The sequence below is a fragment of the Streptomyces sp. NPDC048479 genome, assembly GCF_040651435.1.
GTDB lineage: Bacteria > Actinomycetota > Actinomycetes > Streptomycetales > Streptomycetaceae > Streptomyces.
This window is the reverse complement of sequence record NZ_JBEZKA010000004.1, coordinates 197,928-215,213: the sequence shown is the minus strand read 5'-3', so window position 1 is coordinate 215,213 and position 17,286 is coordinate 197,928. Positions and strand designations below refer to the sequence as shown.

The window sequence follows — 17,286 nt, the reverse complement described above, 5'->3', positions numbered from 1 at the left end:
CACCGCCCTCGCCCAACAGGTTTAGGATGCGCGGCATGAGCTTTGGGCAGGGGGGACCTCAGTGGAGCCCCGGTGGACAGAACCAGTTCCCGTCCGGGAGACAGGGCCAGGACCCGTACGGGGAACAGAACCAGGACCCGTACGGCGGGCAGCGCCAGGACCCGTACAACCCCCTTCCGGCGCCGCCGGATCCGTTCGGCCTGCGGGCAGGCGCGGCGGCGGACACACCGGACTGGGCCGCGCTCGCCAACGCCTCCGCCGCACGCACCCGCCGCAGGCGGTGGCTGCTGATCGGCGGTGGCGCGCTCGCGACCGCCGCGATCGCCGGCATCGTGGCGACCGCGATCGTCTCGTCCAACAGTGACGACAACACCGGGGCCGCGGGCAAGAACGCGAGCGAACTGCCCGCGCCTGCCGACCTGCCCAACGACACCACCCAGCCCGAGCCGTCCTTCTCCTCGGTGGCCCCGCTGCCCCCGCCGAACCCGAAGGACTTCATCTCCGACAAGAAGAAGGACACCGCGCCGCTCAGCGCCGACACCCTCTTCCCGGGCAAGAAGCTGACGATGGGCGACCGCGCCTACACCAAGGGCGCCACGGCCCGCACCGGCAACTGCGGCTCCGTCACCAACGGCGCTCTCGGCGGGATCCTCGAGAACAACGGCTGCGAGCAGGTCTTCCGCGCCACGTACAGCGCCAACGGCATCGCGGTCACCGTGGGCGTGGCCACCTTCGAGAACGAGGCGAAGGCCAAGAAGGCCGTACAGCAGGCCCAGGGCAGCATCGCGCCGCTGCCCGGCTCCGGCGTCCCCGCGTTCTGCAAGGGCGGCCCGGTCTGCCGGTCCACATACAACTCCTACGGCCGGTACGCCTACTTCACCACCACCGGCTACACCAAGGCCAAGTCCGTCACCAAGGGCGACGCCAAGGCCTTCCAGATCGGTGACGACCTGGCGGAGTTCACCTTCCGTCAGATCGTCCGCCGCGGTGAGGCCCAGGCCTCAGCAGCAGCCGCCGCTCCCGCCGGACAGTGAACCGGGCAGGGTCCGCTTGTTGCGGGCCTCCCGGTTCCGGGCGGCCAGCAACTCGTCGGCGGGGTAGCCGACTTCCTCGAGCGTGAGGCCGTGCGGCCGTACGACATGGACTGCCGAGTCCCGTACGCCCGCGGCCAGCACCTTCGCGGGCCACTCCACCGGCCGGTGCCCGTCACCCACGAACAGCAGCGCACCGACCAGCGAACGCACCATGTTGTGGCAGAAGGCGTCCGCCCGCACGGTCGCGGTGATGATCCCGGCCGCGTTCCGCTCCCAGCGCAGCGTCTGCAGCGTACGAATGGTCGTGGCGCCCTCGCGCTTCTTGCAGTACGCCGCGAAGTCGTGCTCCCCGACCAGCCCGGCCGCCGCGGCGTTCATGGCCGCCACGTCCAACGGCCAGTCGTGCCACAGCACATGACTGCGCAACAGCGGATCCACGCCTCCGGGGTTGTCGGTCACCCGGTACGCGTACCGCCGCCAGATCGCCGAGAAGCGCGCGTTGAACCCGGCAGGCGCCTCGGCCACACTCCAGATCCGCACATCCCGCGAGAGCCGCCCGGCCAGCCGCTTCAGCAGCTTCTCCCGGTGCTCGTCCCACACGTCCTGCGGCAGATCAACATGCGCGACCTGCCCCCGCGCGTGCACGCCCGCGTCCGTGCGGCCCGCGACGGTCAGTTCGTACGTCGCCGAGGACCGCGTCACCGTACGCAGCGCGTCCTCGATCTCCCCCTGGACCGTCCGCAGGCCACGGCCGCTGGGCTGCTTGGCCCAGCCGGAGAAGTCCTTGCCGTCGTACGACAGATCCAGCCTCACCCGTACGTATCCGGGCTCCACCTCATCGCTCACGCGCTGATCCTCTCAATGCGGAACGGGCCCGCACCCCCGAAGGGATACGGGCCCGTCCGTCAGCCTCAGAACGCTCAGGCGTCCTTGGACTCATCCGCCGGAGCGGCGTCCTCGACGACCTCGTCCTTCTTGAGGGCGTCTTCCTTGACCGCGCGCTTGGCAGCGGCCTCGGCCTCGGCGACGGTCGCCTTCTTCGCGATCTCACCCTCGACCAGCTCGATCACAGCCATCGGGGCGTTGTCGCCACGACGGCCGCCGATCTTGGTGATACGGGTGTAGCCACCCGGGCGCTCGGCGTACCGCGGAGCGATCTCGGTGAAGAGCGTGTGCACGATGCCCTTGTCCGTGATCGTCTGCAGGACCAGGCGACGGTTGTGGATGTCGCCCTTCTTCGCCTTGGTGATCAGGCGCTCGGCGACCGGACGAAGGCGGCGGGCCTTGGCCTCGGTCGTGGTGATGCGGCCGTGCTCGAAGAGCGACTTCGCGAGGTTCGCAAGAAGCAGCTTCTCGTGCGCAGCGCTGCCGCCCAGACGGGCACCCTTGGCGGGCTTCGGCATGGTGTTTCTCCTTGTGTGCTGCACCGGCCGTATCAGGTACCGGTGTCAGTTCCCGCGAGGCGGCCGCCCAGCGGAAGTCGGAATCACGCGCGAACGGCACCTTCCGGCCCGTCCGGCGTTTGAGGACAAGTCCTCAGCCCCGGCGCGGGCACCCGGGAGAACCCGGGCACCCCGCCGGAGGTGGATCAGTACTGCTCGGTCTCCACGAAGCCCGCGTCCGCGTCGTCGTCGGCGCCAAAGGCGTCGGCGGCAGCGGTCGGGTCGAATCCGGGCGGGCTGTCCTTGAGCGCCAGGCCCATGCCGGCCAGCTTCGCCTTGACCTCGTCGATCGACTTCGCACCGAAGTTGCGGATGTCGAGCAGGTCCGCCTCGGAACGCGCCACGAGCTCACCCACGGAGTGGATGCCCTCGCGCTTGAGGCAGTTGTACGAGCGAACGGTGAGCTCGAGCTCCTCGATCGGCAGCGCCAGATCGGCGGCGAGCGCGGCGTCCGTCGGGGACGGACCCATGTCGATGCCCTCGGCGTCGATGTTGAGCTCGCGCGCCAGACCGAACAGCTCGACCAGGGTCTTACCGGCCGAAGCCATGGCGTCACGCGGACGCATGGCCTGCTTGGTCTCGACGTCGACGATCAGCTTGTCGAAGTCGGTGCGCTGCTCGACACGGGTCGCCTCGACCTTGTACGTGACCTTGAGCACCGGCGAGTAGATGGAGTCGACCGGGATACGGCCGATCTCCTGGCCCAGCTGCTTGTTCTGCACGGCGGAGACATAGCCGCGACCGCGCTCGACGGTCAGCTCCATCTCCAGCTTGCCCTTGCCGTTCAGCGTGGCGAGCACCAGGTCGGGGTTGTGCACCTCGACACCGGCCGGCGGGGCGATGTCAGCAGCGGTGACCAGGCCGGGACCCTGCTTGCGCAGGTACATCACGACCGGCTCGTCGTGCTCCGAGGAGACGACCAGCTGCTTGATGTTCAGGATGAGGTCGGTGACGTCCTCCTTGACGCCCGGCACGGTGGTGAACTCGTGCAGGACACCGTCGATCCGGATGCTGGTGACAGCAGCGCCGGGGATCGAGGAGAGGAGCGTACGGCGAAGGGAGTTACCGAGCGTGTAGCCGAAGCCCGGCTCCAGCGGCTCGATGACGAACCGGGAGCGGTACTCGTCGACGACCTCTTCGGTCAGCGACGGACGCTGAGCGATAAGCATGGGAAATGCCTCCAGTCTTGGCACCCACTATTTGATGCCAACAGAAACAAGGGTACGGGCGGTACGGCACCTAAGCGCCGTACCGCCCGCAAACCATCCCTATTCCCCCGGTGAAGGGGGCAGGGACAGGGTCAGACGCGGCGGCGCTTCGGGGGGCGGCAGCCGTTGTGCGGGGTGGGGGTGACGTCCTGGATCGAACCGACCTCGAGGCCCGTGGCCTGGAGGGAGCGGATCGCGGTCTCACGGCCGGAGCCGGGACCCTTGACGAAGACGTCAACCTTGCGCATGCCGTGCTCCTGCGCGCGGCGGGCGGCCGACTCGGCGGCCATCTGCGCGGCGAAGGGGGTGGACTTGCGCGAGCCCTTGAAGCCGACGTGGCCGGCGGAGGCCCAGGAGATCACGTTGCCCGAGGGGTCGGTGATCGAAACGATGGTGTTGTTGAACGTGCTCTTGATGTGGGCGTGCCCGTGAGCGACGTTCTTCTTTTCCTTGCGGCGCACCTTCTTGGCAGCGCCCTGACGACCCTTGGGGGGCATCTATAACTCCTACGGGAGGTGGTCGGTCCTACAGCGAAGACCGCTTGATTTGCGGGGGTCCAGGGGGTCGCCCCCCGGAAGACCGCAGTGCGTCCGGCTGAGGACTACTTCTTGCCCGGCTTCTTCTTGCCGGCGATTGCGCGACGCGGGCCCTTGCGGGTACGAGCGTTCGTGCTGGTGCGCTGACCGTGGACCGGCAGGCCACGGCGGTGCCGCAGACCCTGGTAGCAGCCGATCTCGATCTTGCGGCGAATGTCGGCCTGGACCTCGCGACGGAGGTCACCCTCGGTCTTGAGGTTGGCGTCCACGTACTCGCGGAGCTTGACCAGGTCCTCTTCGGGCAGGTCACGAACGCGGGTGTTGGGGTCGACACCGGTGGCCGCAAGGGCTTCCTTGGACCGGGTACGCCCGATACCGAAGACGTAGGTGAGGGCGATCTCAACGCGCTTTTCGCGCGGGAGGTCAACGCCGGAAAGGCGTGCCATTCATGGCTCCTGTTGATTTCGGAGGTCTTCCGCAGAGCCGTCCCGTGGCCGCCGACCCGAAAAAGGAGGGTGGTACGGACCAGGTCCCCGGCCTCCGCCGGAGGTGTCGCCGGCCCTAGGGCCAGGCGGGCTCTGCGTATGTACGTTTTACGTGCGTCGCGCGAAGAACTGCGAGGTGCAGGTCGTGCTTCAGCCCTGGCGCTGCTTGTGGCGCAGGTTGTCGCAGATGACCATGACCCGGCCGTGACGGCGGATCACCTTGCACTTGTCGCAGATCTTCTTGACGCTCGGCTTGACCTTCATGGGGTGAGGTTCTCCGGGTCAGTGCCACCCACCCACGCCGAAACGGGGTGCAGGCAAGATCTACTTGTATCGGTAGACGATCCGGCCACGCGTCAGGTCGTACGGAGACAGCTCCACGACAACCCGGTCGTCCGGGAGGATACGGATGTAGTGCATCCGCATCTTGCCGGAGATGTGCGCGAGGACCTTGTGACCGTTCTGGAGTTCCACCTTGAACATGGCGTTCGGGAGGGACTCGATCACGGTGCCCTCAATTTCGATGGCACCTTGCTTCTTGGCCACGCTTCGCCTTTCGAATCGGCTACCTTGATCGACTCGCGCTACCGTATGCAGACACACGGATACACGAGAGCCGACGCATCAGTCTACGACAGGCCACTCGAAAAGACGAATCCGGCAAGTTTGCCCACCCACGGAGATCCTTAAGCCGAGGCAAGAGGGTCGGGCGCGGCCGTGATTCCCAGCTCCGCCAGCTTCGCCCGGCCGCAGTCCGGCGCCGTCAGCACCAGCGGGCCCTCCTCGGTCAGCGCGATCGAGTGCTCCCAGTGCGAGGACCAGGTGCCGTCCGTCGTGATGACGGTCCAGTCGTCCTGCAGGACCTCGGTGTGCGGGGTGCCGAGCGAGACCATCGGCTCGATCGCCAGGCAGAAGCCGGGGACCAGCTTCGGGCCGCGGCCGCGCTTCTTCGAGACGTAGTTCAGCAGATGCGGATCCATGTGCATCTCGGTGCCGATGCCGTGGCCGCCGTACTCCTCGATGATCCCGTACTTGCCGGTCGCGGGACGCGGCTGACGGCGGATGTACGTCTCGATGGCGCGGGAGACGTCGATCAGCCGGTTGCCGTTCTTCATCGCGGCGATGCCGGCCCACATCGACTCCTCGGTGACCCGGGAGAGCTCGATCAGCTCCGGCGCATGGCCGGTGCCGACGAAGGCGGTGTACGCGGCGTCACCGTGCCAGCCGTCGATGATCGCGCCGGCGTCGATGGAGATGATGTCGCCGTCCTTGAGGACGGTCTTCTCGTCCGGGATGCCGTGGACGACAACCTCGTTGACCGAGGTGCAGATCGTCGCGGGGAACCCGCCGTACCCCAGAAAGTTGGACTTCGCGCCGTGGTCGGCGATCACCTTGCGGGCGACCTCGTCCAGATCCTTGGTGGTGGCGCCCGGCACCGCTGCCTCACGGGTGGCCGCGTGGATGGCGGCGACGACCAGCCCCGCCTCACGCATCTTCGCGATCTGCTCGGGGGTCTTGATCTGCACCATTGCGGCAGGCGCCTTTCTGGGTCGACTCGGTAGAAGGGCTATTCAACAATACGGCCGCGGCGCCCTGAGGACACCGCGGCCGTACTTGTGGGGACTGCTCAGGCCTGCGCGGCCCGGTCCACCTGCAGTGCTTCCATCGCCAGGGCCGTCACATCGGTGACCTTGCCGAGCGCGGAGATGGTGACCACCAGGCCCTGGGCCCTGTAGTAGTCGATGATCGGCTCGGTCTGCGTGTGGTAGACCTCGAGCCGCGTGCGCACGGTCTCCTCGGAGTCGTCGTCGCGCTGGTACAGCTCGCCGCCGCACTCGTCGCAGACACCCTCGGCCTTCGGCGGGGAGTACGACACGTGGTAGACGTGCGCGCTGTTGTTGCGGCAGACACGACGGCCTGCGATCCGCTTCACGACCTCGTCCTCGGGGACCTCCAGGTCGAGCACGGCGTCCAGCTTCAGGCCCGCGCTCTTGAGGAAGTCGTCGAGCGCCTCGGCCTGCCCGACATTGCGCGGGAAGCCGTCGAGCAGGAAGCCGTTCTCGGCGTCCGGCTGCTGCAGACGGTCCTTGGCCATCCCGATGGTGACCTCGTCGGGTACCAGCTTGCCGGCGTCCATGTACGCCTTGGCCTGCTTCCCGAGCTCCGTGCCCTGACTGATGTTGGCGCGGAAGAGGTCGCCCGTGGAGATGTGCGGGATCGACAGGTTCTTGGCAAGGAACGCAGCCTGCGTTCCCTTGCCGGCACCGGGCGGTCCGACGAGGACGATTCGCATCAGCGGAGGAACCCTTCGTAATTACGCTGCTGGAGCTGGCTCTCGATCTGCTTCACGGTCTCCAGACCCACACCCACGATGATGAGGATGCTCGTCCCGCCGAACGGGAAGTTCTGGTTCGCGCCTCCGAAGCCTGCCAACGCCATCGTCGGGACAAGAGCAATCAGACCCAGGTACAGCGAGCCCGGCCAAGTGATCCGGTTGAGCACGTAGCTCAGATACTCGGCAGTAGGACGACCAGCCCGGATGCCCGGGATGAAGCCACCATACTTCTTCATGTTGTCAGCGACTTCCTCGGGGTTGAACGAAATCGCCACATAGAAGAAGGCGAAGAACACGATCAGGAGGAAGTACGTGGCGATGTAGTACGGGTGGTCACCCTTGACGAAGTGCGTTTGGATCCAGGTCTTCCAGCCCGCCTGGGAGTTGGAGAACTGGGCGACCAGCGCCGGGATGTAGAGCAGCGACGATGCGAAGATGACGGGAATCACACCCGCCTGGTTGACCTTGAGCGGGATGTATGTGGACGTACCGCCGTACGACCGCCGCCCGATCATGCGCTTCGCGTACTGCACCGGGATACGGCGCTGGGCCTGCTCGACGAAGACGACCAGGGCGACCATCACGAAGCCGATCAGGATGACCGTGCCGAACTCGATCCAGCCGTGGGCGAGCTTGCCGGTCTGCTTGATGGCCCACAGGGCGCCCGGGAAGCCGGCGGCGATCGAGATGAACATCAGGATCGACATGCCGTTGCCGATGCCACGGTCGGTGATGAGCTCACCGAGCCACATGACGGCCGCGGTGCCCGCGGTCATGGTCACCACCATGACGATGGTGGTGAAGATCGAGCGGTTGGGAACGATCTGGTCGGCCACCTGGCAGCCGCTGAAGAGTGCACCGCTGCGGGCGGTGGCCACCAGGCCCGTGCCCTGCAGTACGGCGAGCGCCACCGTGAGGTAACGCGTGTACTGCGTGATCTTCGCCGTACCGGACGAACCCTCTTTCTTGAGGGCCTCGAGCCGCGGAATGACCACGGTCAGCAGTTGCAGAATGATGCTCGCCGTGATGTACGGCATGATGCCGAGCGCGAAGATGGTGATCTGCAGCAGCGCCCCGCCACTGAACATGTTCACCAGGCCGAACAGACTGTTGTTGCCCTTCTGGGCCGCTTCCACACAGATCTGTACGTTCTGGTAATTCACGCCCGGGACCGGGATATGTGACCCGAGCCGGTACAGCACGATGATGGCGAGTGTGAAGAGCAGCTTCTTGCGCAGGTCGGGCGTCTTGAACGCCCGGGCGAACGCGGTGAGCACGGTGCCTCCTGCGACCCCCGCGCTACTGCGTCAGAGGTGACGGTATTGAGGATCGACGGATACGTATCAGCAAACCCGCACGATCTTGATCGGACAGACCGAGCGGCCCGGGGGCAGAACCCCCTTTGTTTACAGCAACAGTGCACGCCACCTTACCGGCGACAGTGCCCCCCTAGGAACGACCAACCGGGGATGCCCCTTTTGGGAGGCATCCCCGGTCGGTTTTCAGCTTTCAGCCACTGAACTCGTCTCAGACGAGCTCGGTGACGGTGCCGCCGACAGCGGCAATCTTCTCCTTGGCGGAGCCGGAGACGGCGTCAACCGTCACCTGCAGCGCCACGGAGATCTCGCCCTGGCCCAGGACCTTGACGAGGCTGTTCTTGCGCACCGCGCCCTTGGCGACCAGATCGGCCACCGTGACCTCTCCACCCTCGGGGTAGAGAGCGCCGAGCTTGTCCAGGTTCACGACCTGGTACTCGGTGCGGAACGGGTTCTTGAAGCCCTTGAGCTTCGGGAGACGCATGTGGAGGGGCATCTGCCCACCCTCGAAGCGCTCCGGAACCTGGTAACGGGCCTTGGTGCCCTTGGTACCACGACCTGCGGTCTTACCCTTGGACGCCTCACCACGACCCACACGGGTCTTGGCGGTCTTGGCGCCCGGGGCAGGACGGAGGTTGTGGACCTTCAGCGGGTTCTGCTCCGCCATGTCAGTCGACCTCCTCAACCGTCACGAGGTGGCGGACGGTGTGCACCATTCCGCGGAACTCGGGGCGGTCCTCCTTGACAACCACGTCGTGCAGGCGCTTGAGCCCGAGCGAACGCAGGGTGTCGCGGTGATTCTGCTTGCTGCCGATGTACGACTTCGTCTGCGTGATCTTGAGGCGAGCCATTACGCACCCGCTCCCGCACGTGCACGAAGCAGAGCCGCGGGGGCGACGTCCTCGAGGGGCAGACCACGGCGAGCCGCGATCTCCTCGGGACGCTGCAGGCCCTTGAGGGCCGCCACGGTCGCGTGCACGATGTTGATCGCGTTGGACGAGCCGAGCGACTTCGACAGGATGTCGTGGACGCCTGCGCACTCGAGCACGGCGCGCACCGGGCCACCGGCGATAACGCCGGTACCGGGGGAAGCCGGCTTGAGCAGGACGACGCCCGCAGCCTTCTCGCCCGTGATCGGGTGAGGGATCGTGCCCTGGATACGCGGGACCTTGAAGAAGCTCTTCTTGGCCTCTTCCACGCCCTTGGCGATGGCCGCGGGAACTTCCTTGGCCTTGCCGTATCCGACACCTACGGTGCCGTCACCGTCGCCCACCACGACCAGCGCGGTGAAGCTGAAGCGGCGACCACCCTTGACAACCTTGGCGACGCGGTTGATCGCGACAACGCGCTCAACGTATGCGGTCTTCTCGGCGGCAGGGCCACCGTCGCGACCCTTCCGGTCCCGCCGCTCGCCGCCACCGGCACCGCTTCCGCGGCGCTGGGGTCCAGCCATTGGATTTACCTCTCTCTGTTACGTCCGTTAGTCCCGGAACCGGGGCCTAGAACTTCAGCCCGGCTTCGCGGGCGGCGTCAGCCAGAGCGGCAATGCGCCCGGCGTACCTGTTGCCACCACGGTCGAACACGACAGCCTCGACGCCGGCAGCCTTCGCACGCTCGGCGACAAGCGCGCCGACCTGCTGGGCCTGGACGCTCTTGTCGCCCTCGCCACCACGGATCGAGGTGTCCAGGGTCGACGCCGACGCGAGCGTGTGGCCCGCGATGTCGTCGATGACCTGCGCAACGATGTTGCGGTTGGAGCGCGTCACGACCAGGCGCGGACGCTCCGGCGTACCGGAGACGTGCTTGCGGACGCGGATGTGGCGGCGCTTGATGGCAGCGCGCTTGTACGCGTCGCCCTTGGCAATCTTCACACCGTATGCCATGGCTTACTTACCCGCCTTTCCGACCTTGCGGCGGATGACCTCGCCCGCGTACTTGACGCCCTTGGCCTTGTACGGGTCGGGCTTACGCAGCTTGCGGATGTTCGCGGCGACCTCGCCGACCTTCTGCTTGTCGATGCCCTCGACCGAGAACTTGGTCGGCGACTCGACCTTGAAGGAGATGCCCTCGGGCGCCTCCACCAGGATCGAGTGGCTGTAACCGAGCTGGAACTCCAGGTTGGAGCCCTTCGCGGCGACGCGGTAACCGACACCGCTGATCTCGAGCGCCTTGACGTAACCCTGGGTCACGCCGGTGATCATGTTCGCCACCAGCGTGCGGGACAGGCCGTGGAGGGCCTTGTTCTGACGCTCGTCGTTCGGACGGGTGACGTTGAGAACGCCCTCCTCGCCCTTAACGATCTCGATCGGCGCGGCAACGGTGTGGGAGAGGGAACCCTTGGGGCCCTTCACGGCGACCGTACGGCCATCGATGGTGACGTCCACACCGGCGGGAACCTGGATGGGGAGCTTGCCGATTCGCGACATTAGCTTTTCCTCCGTTCCCTACTACCAGACGTAGGCGAGGACTTCCCCACCTACGCCCTTCTTGCCTGCCTGCTGACCGGTCAGAAGACCGTGGGACGTGGAGATGATCGCCACGCCCAGGCCGCCAAGGACCTTCGGCAGGTTGGTGGACTTCGCGTACACGCGCAGACCCGGCTTGGAGATGCGCTTGATGCCGGCGATCGAACGCTCGCGGTTCGGGCCGAACTTCAGCTCCAGGACGAGGTTCTTGCCGACTTCGGCGTCCTCGACCTTCCAGCCGGTGATGAAGCCCTCCTGCTGGAGGATCTCCGCGATGTGCGACTTGATCTTGCTGTGCGGCATCACGACGGAGTCGTGGTACGCCGAGTTCGCGTTACGCAGACGCGTGAGCATGTCTGCGATGGGATCAGTCATGGTCATGAATTGGCCTTCGGCCTCTCTCGCCGGGGTTTCCTGTATGCGCCATCCCTCTCCCCACTCATAGGCGGGACGGGTGCGGTGCGGGGACCTACGGCGTAGTAAGTCGGTCAGGGCGGCAGGCGCCCAACCCCACAAGCCTACGGCATGTGAGGGAGGGCTCCCGCCGACCAGATACTTACCGAGAGCCTCCGGTAATTCCCAAGTAGGGAATTACCAGGAGCTCTTGGTCACGCCCGGCAGCTCGCCACGGTGAGCCATCTCACGAAGGCACACGCGGCACAGGCCGAACTTGCGGTAGACGGAGTGCGGCCGGCCGCAGCGCTGGCAGCGGGTGTACGCGCGCACACCGAACTTCGGCTTGCGGGCGGCCTTAGCGATCAGAGCCTTCTTCGCCACGGTCAGTTCTCCTTGAACGGGAAGCCGAGGTGACGAAGGAGGGCACGACCCTCGTCGTCGTTGGTCGCCGTGGTGACCACGGTGATGTCCATGCCCCGGACCCGGTCGATCTTGTCCTGGTCGATCTCGTGGAACATGACCTGCTCCGTGAGACCGAAGGTGTAGTTGCCACGGCCGTCGAACTGCTTCGGCGACAGACCACGGAAGTCACGGATACGCGGCAGCGCGAGCGACAGCGTACGGTCCAGGAACTCCCACATGCGGTCACCACGGAGGGTGACGTGGCAGCCGATCGGCTGACCCTCACGCAGCTTGAACTGCGCGATGGACTTCCGGGCCTTGGTGACGGCCGGCTTCTGGCCAGTGATCGTGGTGAGGTCGCGGATAGCGCCATCGATCAGCTTGGAGTCGCGGGCGGCGTCGCCCACACCCATGTTGACCACGATCTTGACGAGACCGGGGATCTGCATGATGTTCTCGTACGAGAACTCCTCACGCAGCTTGCCCGCGATCTCCTCGCGGTACTTCGTCTTGAGACGCGGAGTGGTGGTGGTAGCCATCAGATGTCCTCACCCGTCCGCTTGGCAACGCGGATCTTGTTGCCCTCGTCGTCGAAGCGGTAACCGACGCGCGTGACGACCTTGTTGCCGTCCTTCTCCACGACGAGCTGAACGTTGCTCACGTGAATCGGGGCCTCGGTCGTCACAATGCCACCGGTCTGCGAACCGCGAGCGGTCTGGCCGGCCTTGGTGTGCTTCTTGACCCGGTTGACACCCTCGACGAGGACACGGTTCTCAACGGGGTAGGCCACGATGACCTTGCCCTGCTTGCCCTTGTCCTTACCGGTGATGACCTGAACCAGGTCGCCCTTCTTGATCTTCATGCTTACAGCACCTCCGGCGCGAGCGAGATGATCTTCATGAACTTCTTCTCGCGCAGCTCACGGCCCACCGGGCCGAAGATACGGGTGCCGCGAGGGTCGCCGTCGTTCTTCAGAATGACGGCGGCGTTCTCGTCGAAGCGGATGTACGAGCCGTCCTGACGACGACGCTCCTTGACGGTGCGAACGATGACCGCCTTGATGACGTCACCCTTCTTCACGTTGCCACCGGGGATCGCGTCCTTGACGGTGGCGACGATGACGTCACCGATGCCCGCGTAGCGGCGACCGGAACCACCGAGAACACGGATGCAAAGGATCTCCTTGGCACCAGTGTTGTCGGCGACACGCAGTCGCGACTCCTGCTGGATCACGTCTATCTCCTGATCGTCTGCCGGTTCCCGGCGGGGGCCGGCTGCTTCTGAATGTCACAGCACAGCCCCCGCCGAGCCTGGCGGAACTGACTTGAAGGGTTACCCCTTCAAGTAATTACTTGGCCTTCTCGAGGATCTCGACGATGCGCCAGCGCTTGGTCGCCGACAGCGGACGCGTCTCCATGATGATGACGCGGTCGCCGACGCCGGCAGCGTTCTGCTCGTCGTGCGCCTTGAGCTTGTTCGTACGGCGGATGACCTTGCCGTACAGCGCGTGCTTGACGCGGTCCTCGACAGCGACGACGACGGTCTTGTCCATCTTGTCGCTGACGACCAGACCCTCACGGGTCTTGCGGAAACCGCGGTCGGTCTTGTTCTCGGTCACGTTGCTCTCGCTCATCAGGCGCTCTCCACCGTCTCGATGCCCAGCTCGCGCTCACGCATCAGGGTGTAGATCCGCGCGATGTCCTTGCGGACGGCCTTCAGCCGGCCGTGGTTCTCGAGCTGACCAGTCGCCGCCTGAAAGCGGAGGTTGAACAGCTCTTCCTTGGCCTCGCGAAGCTTGGCAACAAGCTCCTCGTCGCCCAGTTCGCGCAGCTCGGACGCCTTAGTAACGGCCGCCATCACGACTCACCTGCCTCGCGCCGCACGATCCGGCACTTCATCGGAAGCTTGTGAGCAGCGCGGGTAAGCGCCTCACGCGCAATCTTCTCGTTCGGGTAGGACAGCTCGAACATCACCCGACCGGGCTTGACGTTCGCGATCCACCACTCGGGGGAGCCCTTACCGGAACCCATGCGGGTCTCGGCAGGCTTCTTCGTCAGCGGACGGTCCGGGTAGATGTTGATCCAGACCTTGCCGCCACGCTTGATGTGGCGGGTCATCGCGATACGAGCCGCCTCGATCTGGCGGTTGGTCACGTACGCCGGAGTGAGGGCCTGAATGCCGTACTCGCCGAACGCAACCTGCGTACCACCCTTGGACATACCGCTGCGCTTGGGGTGGTGCTGCTTGCGGTGCTTGACCCTACGGGGGATCAGCATTTCGGTCAGGCCTCCGTTCCGGTGCTCTCAGCAGCCGGAGCAGCGGCAGCGGCGGGAGCCTCGGCCTTGGGGGCCTCGGCTGCCGGCGCAGACTGCTGCGGCTTGCGACCACCGCGGCCGCCCCGCTCGCCACCACGACCGCCACGGCCACCGGCCGGACGGTCGCCGGCGCCACCACGGGCCGGGCGGTTACCCGCACGGGCCGCAGCGTTCTCGGCGCGGACCTCGGCGATGTTCTTGACGTCGCCCTTGTAGATCCAGACCTTCACACCGATACGGCCGAAGGTCGTCTTGGCCTCGAAGAAGCCGTAGTCGACGTTCGCACGGAGCGTGTGCAGGGGCACACGGCCCTCGCGGTAGAACTCCGAGCGGGACATCTCGGCGCCGCCGAGACGGCCGCCGCACTGGATCTTGATGCCCTTGGCGCCGGCCTTCATCGTGCCCTGCATGCTCTTACGCATGGCGCGACGGAAGGAGACACGGGAGGACAGCTGCTCGGCGACGGCCTGGGCCACCAGCTGAGCGTCCACCTCGGGGTTCTTGACCTCGAGGATGTTCAGCTGAACCTGCTTGCCGGTCAGCTTCTCCAGCTCGCCGCGGATGCGGTCCGCCTCGGCGCCGCGGCGGCCGATGACGATGCCCGGACGAGCGGTGTGGATGTCAACGCGGACGCGGTCGCGGGTGCGCTCGATCTCAACCTTCGAGATGCCGGCTCGCTCCATGCCCTTCGTCATCATGCGACGAATGGCGACGTCTTCCTTGACGTAGTCCTTGTACAGCTTGTCGGCGTACCAGCGGGACTTGAAGTCCGTGGTGATGCCGAGCCGGAACCCATGCGGGTTAACCTTCTGGCCCATTACCGGGTTCCTTCCTTGCTGCTGACGACCACGGTGATGTGGCTGGTCCGCTTACGGATCCGGTAGGCACGGCCCTGAGCACGCGGACGGAACCGCTTCAGGGTCGGGCCCTCGTCCACGTACGCCTCGCTGATGACCAGCGAAGAGGCGTCGGTGTGGTCGTAGTTGTGTGCAGCGTTGGCAATGGCGCTGTCAAGCACCTTGCCAACCGGCACGCTCGCGGCCTGCGGGGCGAAACGCAGGACCGCCTGAGCCTCCGTGGCATCCATGCCACGGATGAGGTCCACCACTCGGCGGGCCTTCATGGGCGTGACGCGGATGTACCGCGCCTGGGCCCTGGCTTCCATGGTTGTCCCTTCGGTGTAAGTCATAGTCAGTCACCCCGCGTTAGCGGCGCTTCGACTTCCGGTCGTCCTTGACGTGGCCGCGGAAGGTGCGAGTCGGCGAGAACTCGCCGAGCTTGTGGCCGACCATCGACTCGGTGACGAACACCGGGACGTGGATCTTGCCGTTGTGCACCGCGATCGTGTGGCCGAGCATGGCCGGGACGATCATCGAGCGACGGGACCAGGTCTTGATGACGTTCTTGGTGCCTGCTTCGTTCTGGACATCCACCTTCTTGATGAGGTGTCCGTCGACGAAGGGCCCCTTCTTGAGACTGCGCGGCATCTAAACCCGCTCCTAGCGCTTCTTGTTCGTCTTGCGGCGGCGGACGATGTACTTGCTCGATGCCTTCTTCGGCGAGCGAGTACGACCCTCCTTCTGACCCCACGGGCTGACCGGGTGGCGACCACCGGAGGTCTTGCCCTCACCACCACCGTGCGGGTGGTCGACCGGGTTCATCGCGACACCGCGGACGGTCGGGCGAACGCCCTTCCAGCGCAGACGGCCGGCCTTGCCCCAGTTGATGTTCGACTGCTCGGCATTGCCGACCTCGCCAATGGTGGCGCGGCAGCGGGCGTCGACCAGCCGGATCTCACCGGAAGGCATACGAAGGTGGGCCATCGTGCCCTCCTTCGCCAGCAGCTGCACGGAGGCACCCGCGGAACGGGCGAACTTCGCGCCGCCGCCGGGCCGCAGCTCGATGGCGTGGATGGTCGTACCGACCGGGATGTTGCGCAGCGCCAGGTTGTTGCCGGGCTTGATGTCGGCGGCCGGGCCGTTCTCGACACGGTCGCCCTGCGTCAGGCCCTTGGGCGCGATGATGTAGCGCTTCTCGCCGTCTGCGTAGTGCAGAAGCGCGATGCGCGCGGTGCGGTTCGGGTCGTACTCGATGTGAGCGACCTTGGCCGGCACGCCGTCCTTGTCGTGACGACGGAAGTCGATCACGCGGTAGGCACGCTTGTGGCCACCGCCCTGGTGACGGACGGTCACACGACCGGTGTTGTTACGGCCGCCCTTGCTGTGCAGGGGGCGGACCAGCGACTTCTCCGGCGTGGACCGCGTGATCTCGACAAAGTCGGCGACGCTGGAGCCACGACGGCCCGGGGTCGTCGGCTTGTACTTGCGGATACCCATTTCTCAGTCCTCGTCCGATTCCGGACGACTCGACCTCCGTCAGGAGGTCGGGCCGCCGAAGATGTCGATTCGGTCGCCCTCAGCGAGGGTCACGATGGCGCGCTTGGTGTTGGCGCGCTTGCCGAAACCGGTCTTGGTGCGCTTGCGCTTACCCTGACGGTTGATCGTGTTGACCCCGGTGACCTTGACCGAGAAGACCGCCTCGACGGCCTGCTTGATCTGGGTCTTGTTGGAGCCGGGCGCGACGATGAACGTGTACTTGTTCTCGTCGAGCAGGGCGTAGCTCTTCTCGGAGACAACCGGCTTGACGAGAACGTCACGCGGGTCCGAGAAGGTCTTGCTGGTTACGGTCGCCTCGGACATCAGGCGTCGCTCCCTTCGGTCTCGTCGGCCTTGGGGCCAGACACGAAGGACTCGAAGGCGGCCTTGGTGAAGACCACGTCGTCGGAGACGAGCACGTCGTACGTGTTCAGCTGGCCCGGCTCCAGGAGGTGCACCTGGGGCAGGTTGCGGGCGGAGAGCCACGCGGCCTCGTCCGAGCGCTCGACAACCAGGAGCACGTTCTTGCGCTCGCTGACCTTGCCCAGCAGGGACTTGGCGGCCTTCGTGGAGATCTCGCCCTCGACCACGCCGGAGACGACGTGGATACGGGAGTTACGGGCCCGGTCGGTGAGGGCACCGCGCAGGGCGGCGGCCTTCATCTTCTTCGGGGTCCGCTGCGAGTAGTCACGCGGCGTGGGGCCGTGGACAACGCCACCGCCGGCGAACTGCGGCGCACGGGTCGAACCCTGACGCGCGCGGCCGGTGCCCTTCTGGCGGTAAGGCTTCCTACCGCCACCACGGACCTCGCCACGACGCTTGACCTTGTGCGTGCCCTGACGGGCGGCGGCCAGCTGCGCCACGACGACCTGGTGGATCAGCGGGATGCTGACCTTGGCGTCGAAGATCTCGGCCGGGAGCTCGACAGTCCCGGACTTGTCGCCGGAGGGCGACAGAATGTCAATGGTGCTCATAGT

At 66.0% G+C, this 17,286-nt stretch carries 30 protein-coding genes; 1 reads left to right on the top strand and 29 read right to left on the bottom strand.

The annotated features are described in order from the left end of the window. Positions 1-35: 35 nt before the first annotated feature. Positions 36-1,034 (top strand): hypothetical protein, encoded by a 999-nt coding sequence (locus AB0D12_RS08595; RefSeq protein WP_362678344.1) that lies wholly within the window; start codon positions 36-38, stop codon positions 1,032-1,034. Here AB0D12_RS08595 and truA read toward each other — a convergent pair. From truA to rplD, 29 genes are all read right to left on the bottom strand, one after another. Next, positions 1,002-1,880 carry a tRNA pseudouridine(38-40) synthase TruA gene (gene truA / locus AB0D12_RS08590; RefSeq protein WP_362678342.1) on the bottom strand — a complete coding sequence of 293 codons (879 nt, stop codon included), beginning with the start codon at positions 1,878-1,880 and terminating at the stop codon, positions 1,002-1,004. The two genes, AB0D12_RS08595 and truA, sit on opposite strands and share 33 nt — an antisense overlap. 74 nt (positions 1,881-1,954) lie before the next feature. Continuing rightward, positions 1,955-2,437, bottom strand: a complete 483-nt coding sequence (rplQ, locus tag AB0D12_RS08585) for a 50S ribosomal protein L17 (protein WP_327325493.1) — start codon at positions 2,435-2,437, stop codon at positions 1,955-1,957. A gap of 185 nt (positions 2,438-2,622) precedes the next feature. Continuing rightward, the gene (locus tag AB0D12_RS08580; RefSeq protein WP_010473911.1) at positions 2,623-3,645 is read right to left on the bottom strand and encodes a DNA-directed RNA polymerase subunit alpha; all 1,023 of its coding nucleotides are present in this window, start codon (positions 3,643-3,645) and stop codon (positions 2,623-2,625) included. A 131-nt stretch (positions 3,646-3,776) separates the two neighbouring features. Further along, positions 3,777-4,181, bottom strand: coding sequence for a 30S ribosomal protein S11 (gene rpsK, locus AB0D12_RS08575; RefSeq protein WP_003956432.1), 405 nt, complete (start codon positions 4,179-4,181; stop codon positions 3,777-3,779). A 104-nt stretch (positions 4,182-4,285) separates the two neighbouring features. Beyond that, positions 4,286-4,666, bottom strand: coding sequence for a 30S ribosomal protein S13 (rpsM, locus tag AB0D12_RS08570; protein WP_307661669.1), 381 nt, complete (start codon positions 4,664-4,666; stop codon positions 4,286-4,288). Positions 4,667-4,855: 189 nt separating this feature from the next. Then, complete coding sequence (gene rpmJ, locus AB0D12_RS08565; RefSeq protein ID WP_003956441.1) at positions 4,856-4,969, bottom strand: 50S ribosomal protein L36; 114 nt, start codon at positions 4,967-4,969, stop codon at positions 4,856-4,858. A 60-nt stretch (positions 4,970-5,029) separates the two neighbouring features. After that, positions 5,030-5,251, bottom strand: coding sequence for a translation initiation factor IF-1 (gene infA / locus AB0D12_RS08560; RefSeq protein ID WP_003956442.1), 222 nt, complete (start codon positions 5,249-5,251; stop codon positions 5,030-5,032). Between the two features lie 140 nt (positions 5,252-5,391). After that, positions 5,392-6,234, bottom strand: coding sequence for a type I methionyl aminopeptidase (gene map, locus AB0D12_RS08555; protein ID WP_327325492.1), 843 nt, complete (start codon positions 6,232-6,234; stop codon positions 5,392-5,394). Between the two features lie 98 nt (positions 6,235-6,332). Further along, positions 6,333-6,998 (bottom strand): adenylate kinase, encoded by a 666-nt coding sequence (locus AB0D12_RS08550; protein WP_362678339.1) that lies wholly within the window; start codon positions 6,996-6,998, stop codon positions 6,333-6,335. Next, positions 6,998-8,317, bottom strand: a complete 1,320-nt coding sequence (gene secY / locus AB0D12_RS08545) for a preprotein translocase subunit SecY (protein ID WP_362678337.1) — start codon at positions 8,315-8,317, stop codon at positions 6,998-7,000. The genes AB0D12_RS08550 and secY overlap by 1 nt, the downstream gene beginning before the upstream one ends. 250 nt (positions 8,318-8,567) lie before the next feature. Next, a complete protein-coding gene (rplO, locus tag AB0D12_RS08540) occupies positions 8,568-9,023 on the bottom strand; it encodes a 50S ribosomal protein L15 (RefSeq protein ID WP_362678335.1) in 456 nt (151 codons plus the stop codon). Position 9,024: 1 nt separating this feature from the next. Beyond that, a complete protein-coding gene (rpmD, locus tag AB0D12_RS08535; RefSeq protein ID WP_018550611.1) occupies positions 9,025-9,207 on the bottom strand; it encodes a 50S ribosomal protein L30 in 183 nt (60 codons plus the stop codon). Next, complete coding sequence (gene rpsE, locus AB0D12_RS08530) at positions 9,207-9,809, bottom strand: 30S ribosomal protein S5 (protein ID WP_362678333.1); 603 nt, start codon at positions 9,807-9,809, stop codon at positions 9,207-9,209. Before rpsE ends, rpmD begins: the two co-directional genes overlap by 1 nt. A gap of 46 nt (positions 9,810-9,855) precedes the next feature. Then, on the bottom strand, positions 9,856-10,239 hold the full coding sequence (gene rplR, locus AB0D12_RS08525; protein ID WP_362678331.1) for a 50S ribosomal protein L18: 384 nt from the start codon (positions 10,237-10,239) through the stop codon (positions 9,856-9,858). 3 nt (positions 10,240-10,242) lie between these two features. Beyond that, a complete protein-coding gene (gene rplF / locus AB0D12_RS08520; protein WP_108151519.1) occupies positions 10,243-10,782 on the bottom strand; it encodes a 50S ribosomal protein L6 in 540 nt (179 codons plus the stop codon). A 21-nt stretch (positions 10,783-10,803) separates the two neighbouring features. Next, positions 10,804-11,202: a 30S ribosomal protein S8 gene (gene rpsH, locus AB0D12_RS08515; RefSeq protein ID WP_003966947.1), complete on the bottom strand. Its 399-nt coding sequence runs from the start codon at positions 11,200-11,202 to the stop codon at positions 10,804-10,806. A gap of 210 nt (positions 11,203-11,412) precedes the next feature. Beyond that, positions 11,413-11,598 (bottom strand): type Z 30S ribosomal protein S14, encoded by a 186-nt coding sequence (locus tag AB0D12_RS08510; protein ID WP_003956452.1) that lies wholly within the window; start codon positions 11,596-11,598, stop codon positions 11,413-11,415. Between the two features lie 2 nt (positions 11,599-11,600). Next, positions 11,601-12,158, bottom strand: a complete 558-nt coding sequence (rplE, locus tag AB0D12_RS08505; protein WP_362678328.1) for a 50S ribosomal protein L5 — start codon at positions 12,156-12,158, stop codon at positions 11,601-11,603. Beyond that, positions 12,158-12,481, bottom strand: coding sequence for a 50S ribosomal protein L24 (rplX, locus tag AB0D12_RS08500; RefSeq protein ID WP_326651948.1), 324 nt, complete (start codon positions 12,479-12,481; stop codon positions 12,158-12,160). Before rplX ends, rplE begins: the two co-directional genes overlap by 1 nt. Positions 12,482-12,483: 2 nt before the next feature. After that, complete coding sequence (gene rplN / locus AB0D12_RS08495; protein WP_023539336.1) at positions 12,484-12,852, bottom strand: 50S ribosomal protein L14; 369 nt, start codon at positions 12,850-12,852, stop codon at positions 12,484-12,486. Between the two features lie 115 nt (positions 12,853-12,967). After that, positions 12,968-13,252, bottom strand: a complete 285-nt coding sequence (gene rpsQ, locus AB0D12_RS08490) for a 30S ribosomal protein S17 (protein ID WP_142214202.1) — start codon at positions 13,250-13,252, stop codon at positions 12,968-12,970. Further along, entirely contained in the window at positions 13,252-13,476 is a 225-nt protein-coding gene (gene rpmC / locus AB0D12_RS08485; RefSeq protein WP_040024284.1) for a 50S ribosomal protein L29, read from the bottom strand. The genes rpsQ and rpmC overlap by 1 nt, the downstream gene beginning before the upstream one ends. Next, positions 13,476-13,895 (bottom strand): 50S ribosomal protein L16, encoded by a 420-nt coding sequence (gene rplP, locus AB0D12_RS08480; protein WP_014047785.1) that lies wholly within the window; start codon positions 13,893-13,895, stop codon positions 13,476-13,478. Before rplP ends, rpmC begins: the two co-directional genes overlap by 1 nt. Positions 13,896-13,900: 5 nt before the next feature. Next, a complete protein-coding gene (rpsC, locus tag AB0D12_RS08475; RefSeq protein ID WP_307661679.1) occupies positions 13,901-14,752 on the bottom strand; it encodes a 30S ribosomal protein S3 in 852 nt (283 codons plus the stop codon). Further along, complete coding sequence (rplV, locus tag AB0D12_RS08470; RefSeq protein ID WP_004571827.1) at positions 14,752-15,099, bottom strand: 50S ribosomal protein L22; 348 nt, start codon at positions 15,097-15,099, stop codon at positions 14,752-14,754. The genes rpsC and rplV overlap by 1 nt, the downstream gene beginning before the upstream one ends. Before the next feature lie 40 nt (positions 15,100-15,139). After that, positions 15,140-15,421, bottom strand: coding sequence for a 30S ribosomal protein S19 (rpsS, locus tag AB0D12_RS08465; RefSeq protein WP_003966956.1), 282 nt, complete (start codon positions 15,419-15,421; stop codon positions 15,140-15,142). 12 nt (positions 15,422-15,433) lie between these two features. Next, positions 15,434-16,270, bottom strand: coding sequence for a 50S ribosomal protein L2 (gene rplB / locus AB0D12_RS08460; RefSeq protein WP_108151510.1), 837 nt, complete (start codon positions 16,268-16,270; stop codon positions 15,434-15,436). 39 nt (positions 16,271-16,309) lie between these two features. After that, positions 16,310-16,633, bottom strand: coding sequence for a 50S ribosomal protein L23 (rplW, locus tag AB0D12_RS08455; RefSeq protein WP_307661681.1), 324 nt, complete (start codon positions 16,631-16,633; stop codon positions 16,310-16,312). After that, positions 16,633-17,283 carry a 50S ribosomal protein L4 gene (gene rplD / locus AB0D12_RS08450; protein ID WP_362678324.1) on the bottom strand — a complete coding sequence of 217 codons (651 nt, stop codon included), beginning with the start codon at positions 17,281-17,283 and terminating at the stop codon, positions 16,633-16,635. Before rplD ends, rplW begins: the two co-directional genes overlap by 1 nt. Positions 17,284-17,286: the final 3 nt, after the last annotated feature.

Excerpts from the sequence above, each read along its gene's own strand:
- rplR (WP_362678331.1), bottom strand. The coding sequence starts at position 10,239 with ATGGCATACGGTGTGAAGATTGCCAAGGGCGACGCGTACAAGCGCGCT.
- rplB (WP_108151510.1), bottom strand. The coding sequence starts at position 16,270 with ATGGGTATCCGCAAGTACAAGCCGACGACCCCGGGCCGTCGTGGCTCC.
- rpsH (WP_003966947.1), bottom strand. The coding sequence starts at position 11,202 with ATGACCATGACTGATCCCATCGCAGACATGCTCACGCGTCTGCGTAAC.
- rplD (WP_362678324.1), bottom strand. The coding sequence starts at position 17,283 with ATGAGCACCATTGACATTCTGTCGCCCTCCGGCGACAAGTCCGGGACT.
- rpsM (WP_307661669.1), bottom strand. The coding sequence starts at position 4,666 with ATGGCACGCCTTTCCGGCGTTGACCTCCCGCGCGAAAAGCGCGTTGAG.
- rpsQ (WP_142214202.1), bottom strand. The coding sequence starts at position 13,252 with ATGAGCGAGAGCAACGTGACCGAGAACAAGACCGACCGCGGTTTCCGC.
- AB0D12_RS08595 (WP_362678344.1), top strand. The coding sequence starts at position 36 with ATGAGCTTTGGGCAGGGGGGACCTCAGTGGAGCCCCGGTGGACAGAAC.
- rplV (WP_004571827.1), bottom strand. The coding sequence starts at position 15,099 with ATGGAAGCCAGGGCCCAGGCGCGGTACATCCGCGTCACGCCCATGAAG.
- rplO (WP_362678335.1), bottom strand. The coding sequence starts at position 9,023 with ATGGCGGAGCAGAACCCGCTGAAGGTCCACAACCTCCGTCCTGCCCCG.
- rplQ (WP_327325493.1), bottom strand. The coding sequence starts at position 2,437 with ATGCCGAAGCCCGCCAAGGGTGCCCGTCTGGGCGGCAGCGCTGCGCAC.
- rplP (WP_014047785.1), bottom strand. The coding sequence starts at position 13,895 with ATGCTGATCCCCCGTAGGGTCAAGCACCGCAAGCAGCACCACCCCAAG.
- rpmJ (WP_003956441.1), bottom strand. The coding sequence starts at position 4,969 with ATGAAGGTCAAGCCGAGCGTCAAGAAGATCTGCGACAAGTGCAAGGTG.
- rplE (WP_362678328.1), bottom strand. The coding sequence starts at position 12,158 with ATGGCTACCACCACCACTCCGCGTCTCAAGACGAAGTACCGCGAGGAG.
- rplX (WP_326651948.1), bottom strand. The coding sequence starts at position 12,481 with ATGAAGATCAAGAAGGGCGACCTGGTTCAGGTCATCACCGGTAAGGAC.
- rplW (WP_307661681.1), bottom strand. The coding sequence starts at position 16,633 with ATGTCCGAGGCGACCGTAACCAGCAAGACCTTCTCGGACCCGCGTGAC.
- rpsC (WP_307661679.1), bottom strand. The coding sequence starts at position 14,752 with ATGGGCCAGAAGGTTAACCCGCATGGGTTCCGGCTCGGCATCACCACG.
- map (WP_327325492.1), bottom strand. The coding sequence starts at position 6,234 with ATGGTGCAGATCAAGACCCCCGAGCAGATCGCGAAGATGCGTGAGGCG.
- AB0D12_RS08580 (WP_010473911.1), bottom strand. The coding sequence starts at position 3,645 with ATGCTTATCGCTCAGCGTCCGTCGCTGACCGAAGAGGTCGTCGACGAG.
- rpmD (WP_018550611.1), bottom strand. The coding sequence starts at position 9,207 with ATGGCTCGCCTCAAGATCACGCAGACGAAGTCGTACATCGGCAGCAAG.
- AB0D12_RS08550 (WP_362678339.1), bottom strand. The coding sequence starts at position 6,998 with ATGCGAATCGTCCTCGTCGGACCGCCCGGTGCCGGCAAGGGAACGCAG.
- rpsK (WP_003956432.1), bottom strand. The coding sequence starts at position 4,181 with ATGCCCCCCAAGGGTCGTCAGGGCGCTGCCAAGAAGGTGCGCCGCAAG.
- rpsS (WP_003966956.1), bottom strand. The coding sequence starts at position 15,421 with ATGCCGCGCAGTCTCAAGAAGGGGCCCTTCGTCGACGGACACCTCATC.
- rpmC (WP_040024284.1), bottom strand. The coding sequence starts at position 13,476 with ATGGCGGCCGTTACTAAGGCGTCCGAGCTGCGCGAACTGGGCGACGAG.
- rplF (WP_108151519.1), bottom strand. The coding sequence starts at position 10,782 with ATGTCGCGAATCGGCAAGCTCCCCATCCAGGTTCCCGCCGGTGTGGAC.
- rpsE (WP_362678333.1), bottom strand. The coding sequence starts at position 9,809 with ATGGCTGGACCCCAGCGCCGCGGAAGCGGTGCCGGTGGCGGCGAGCGG.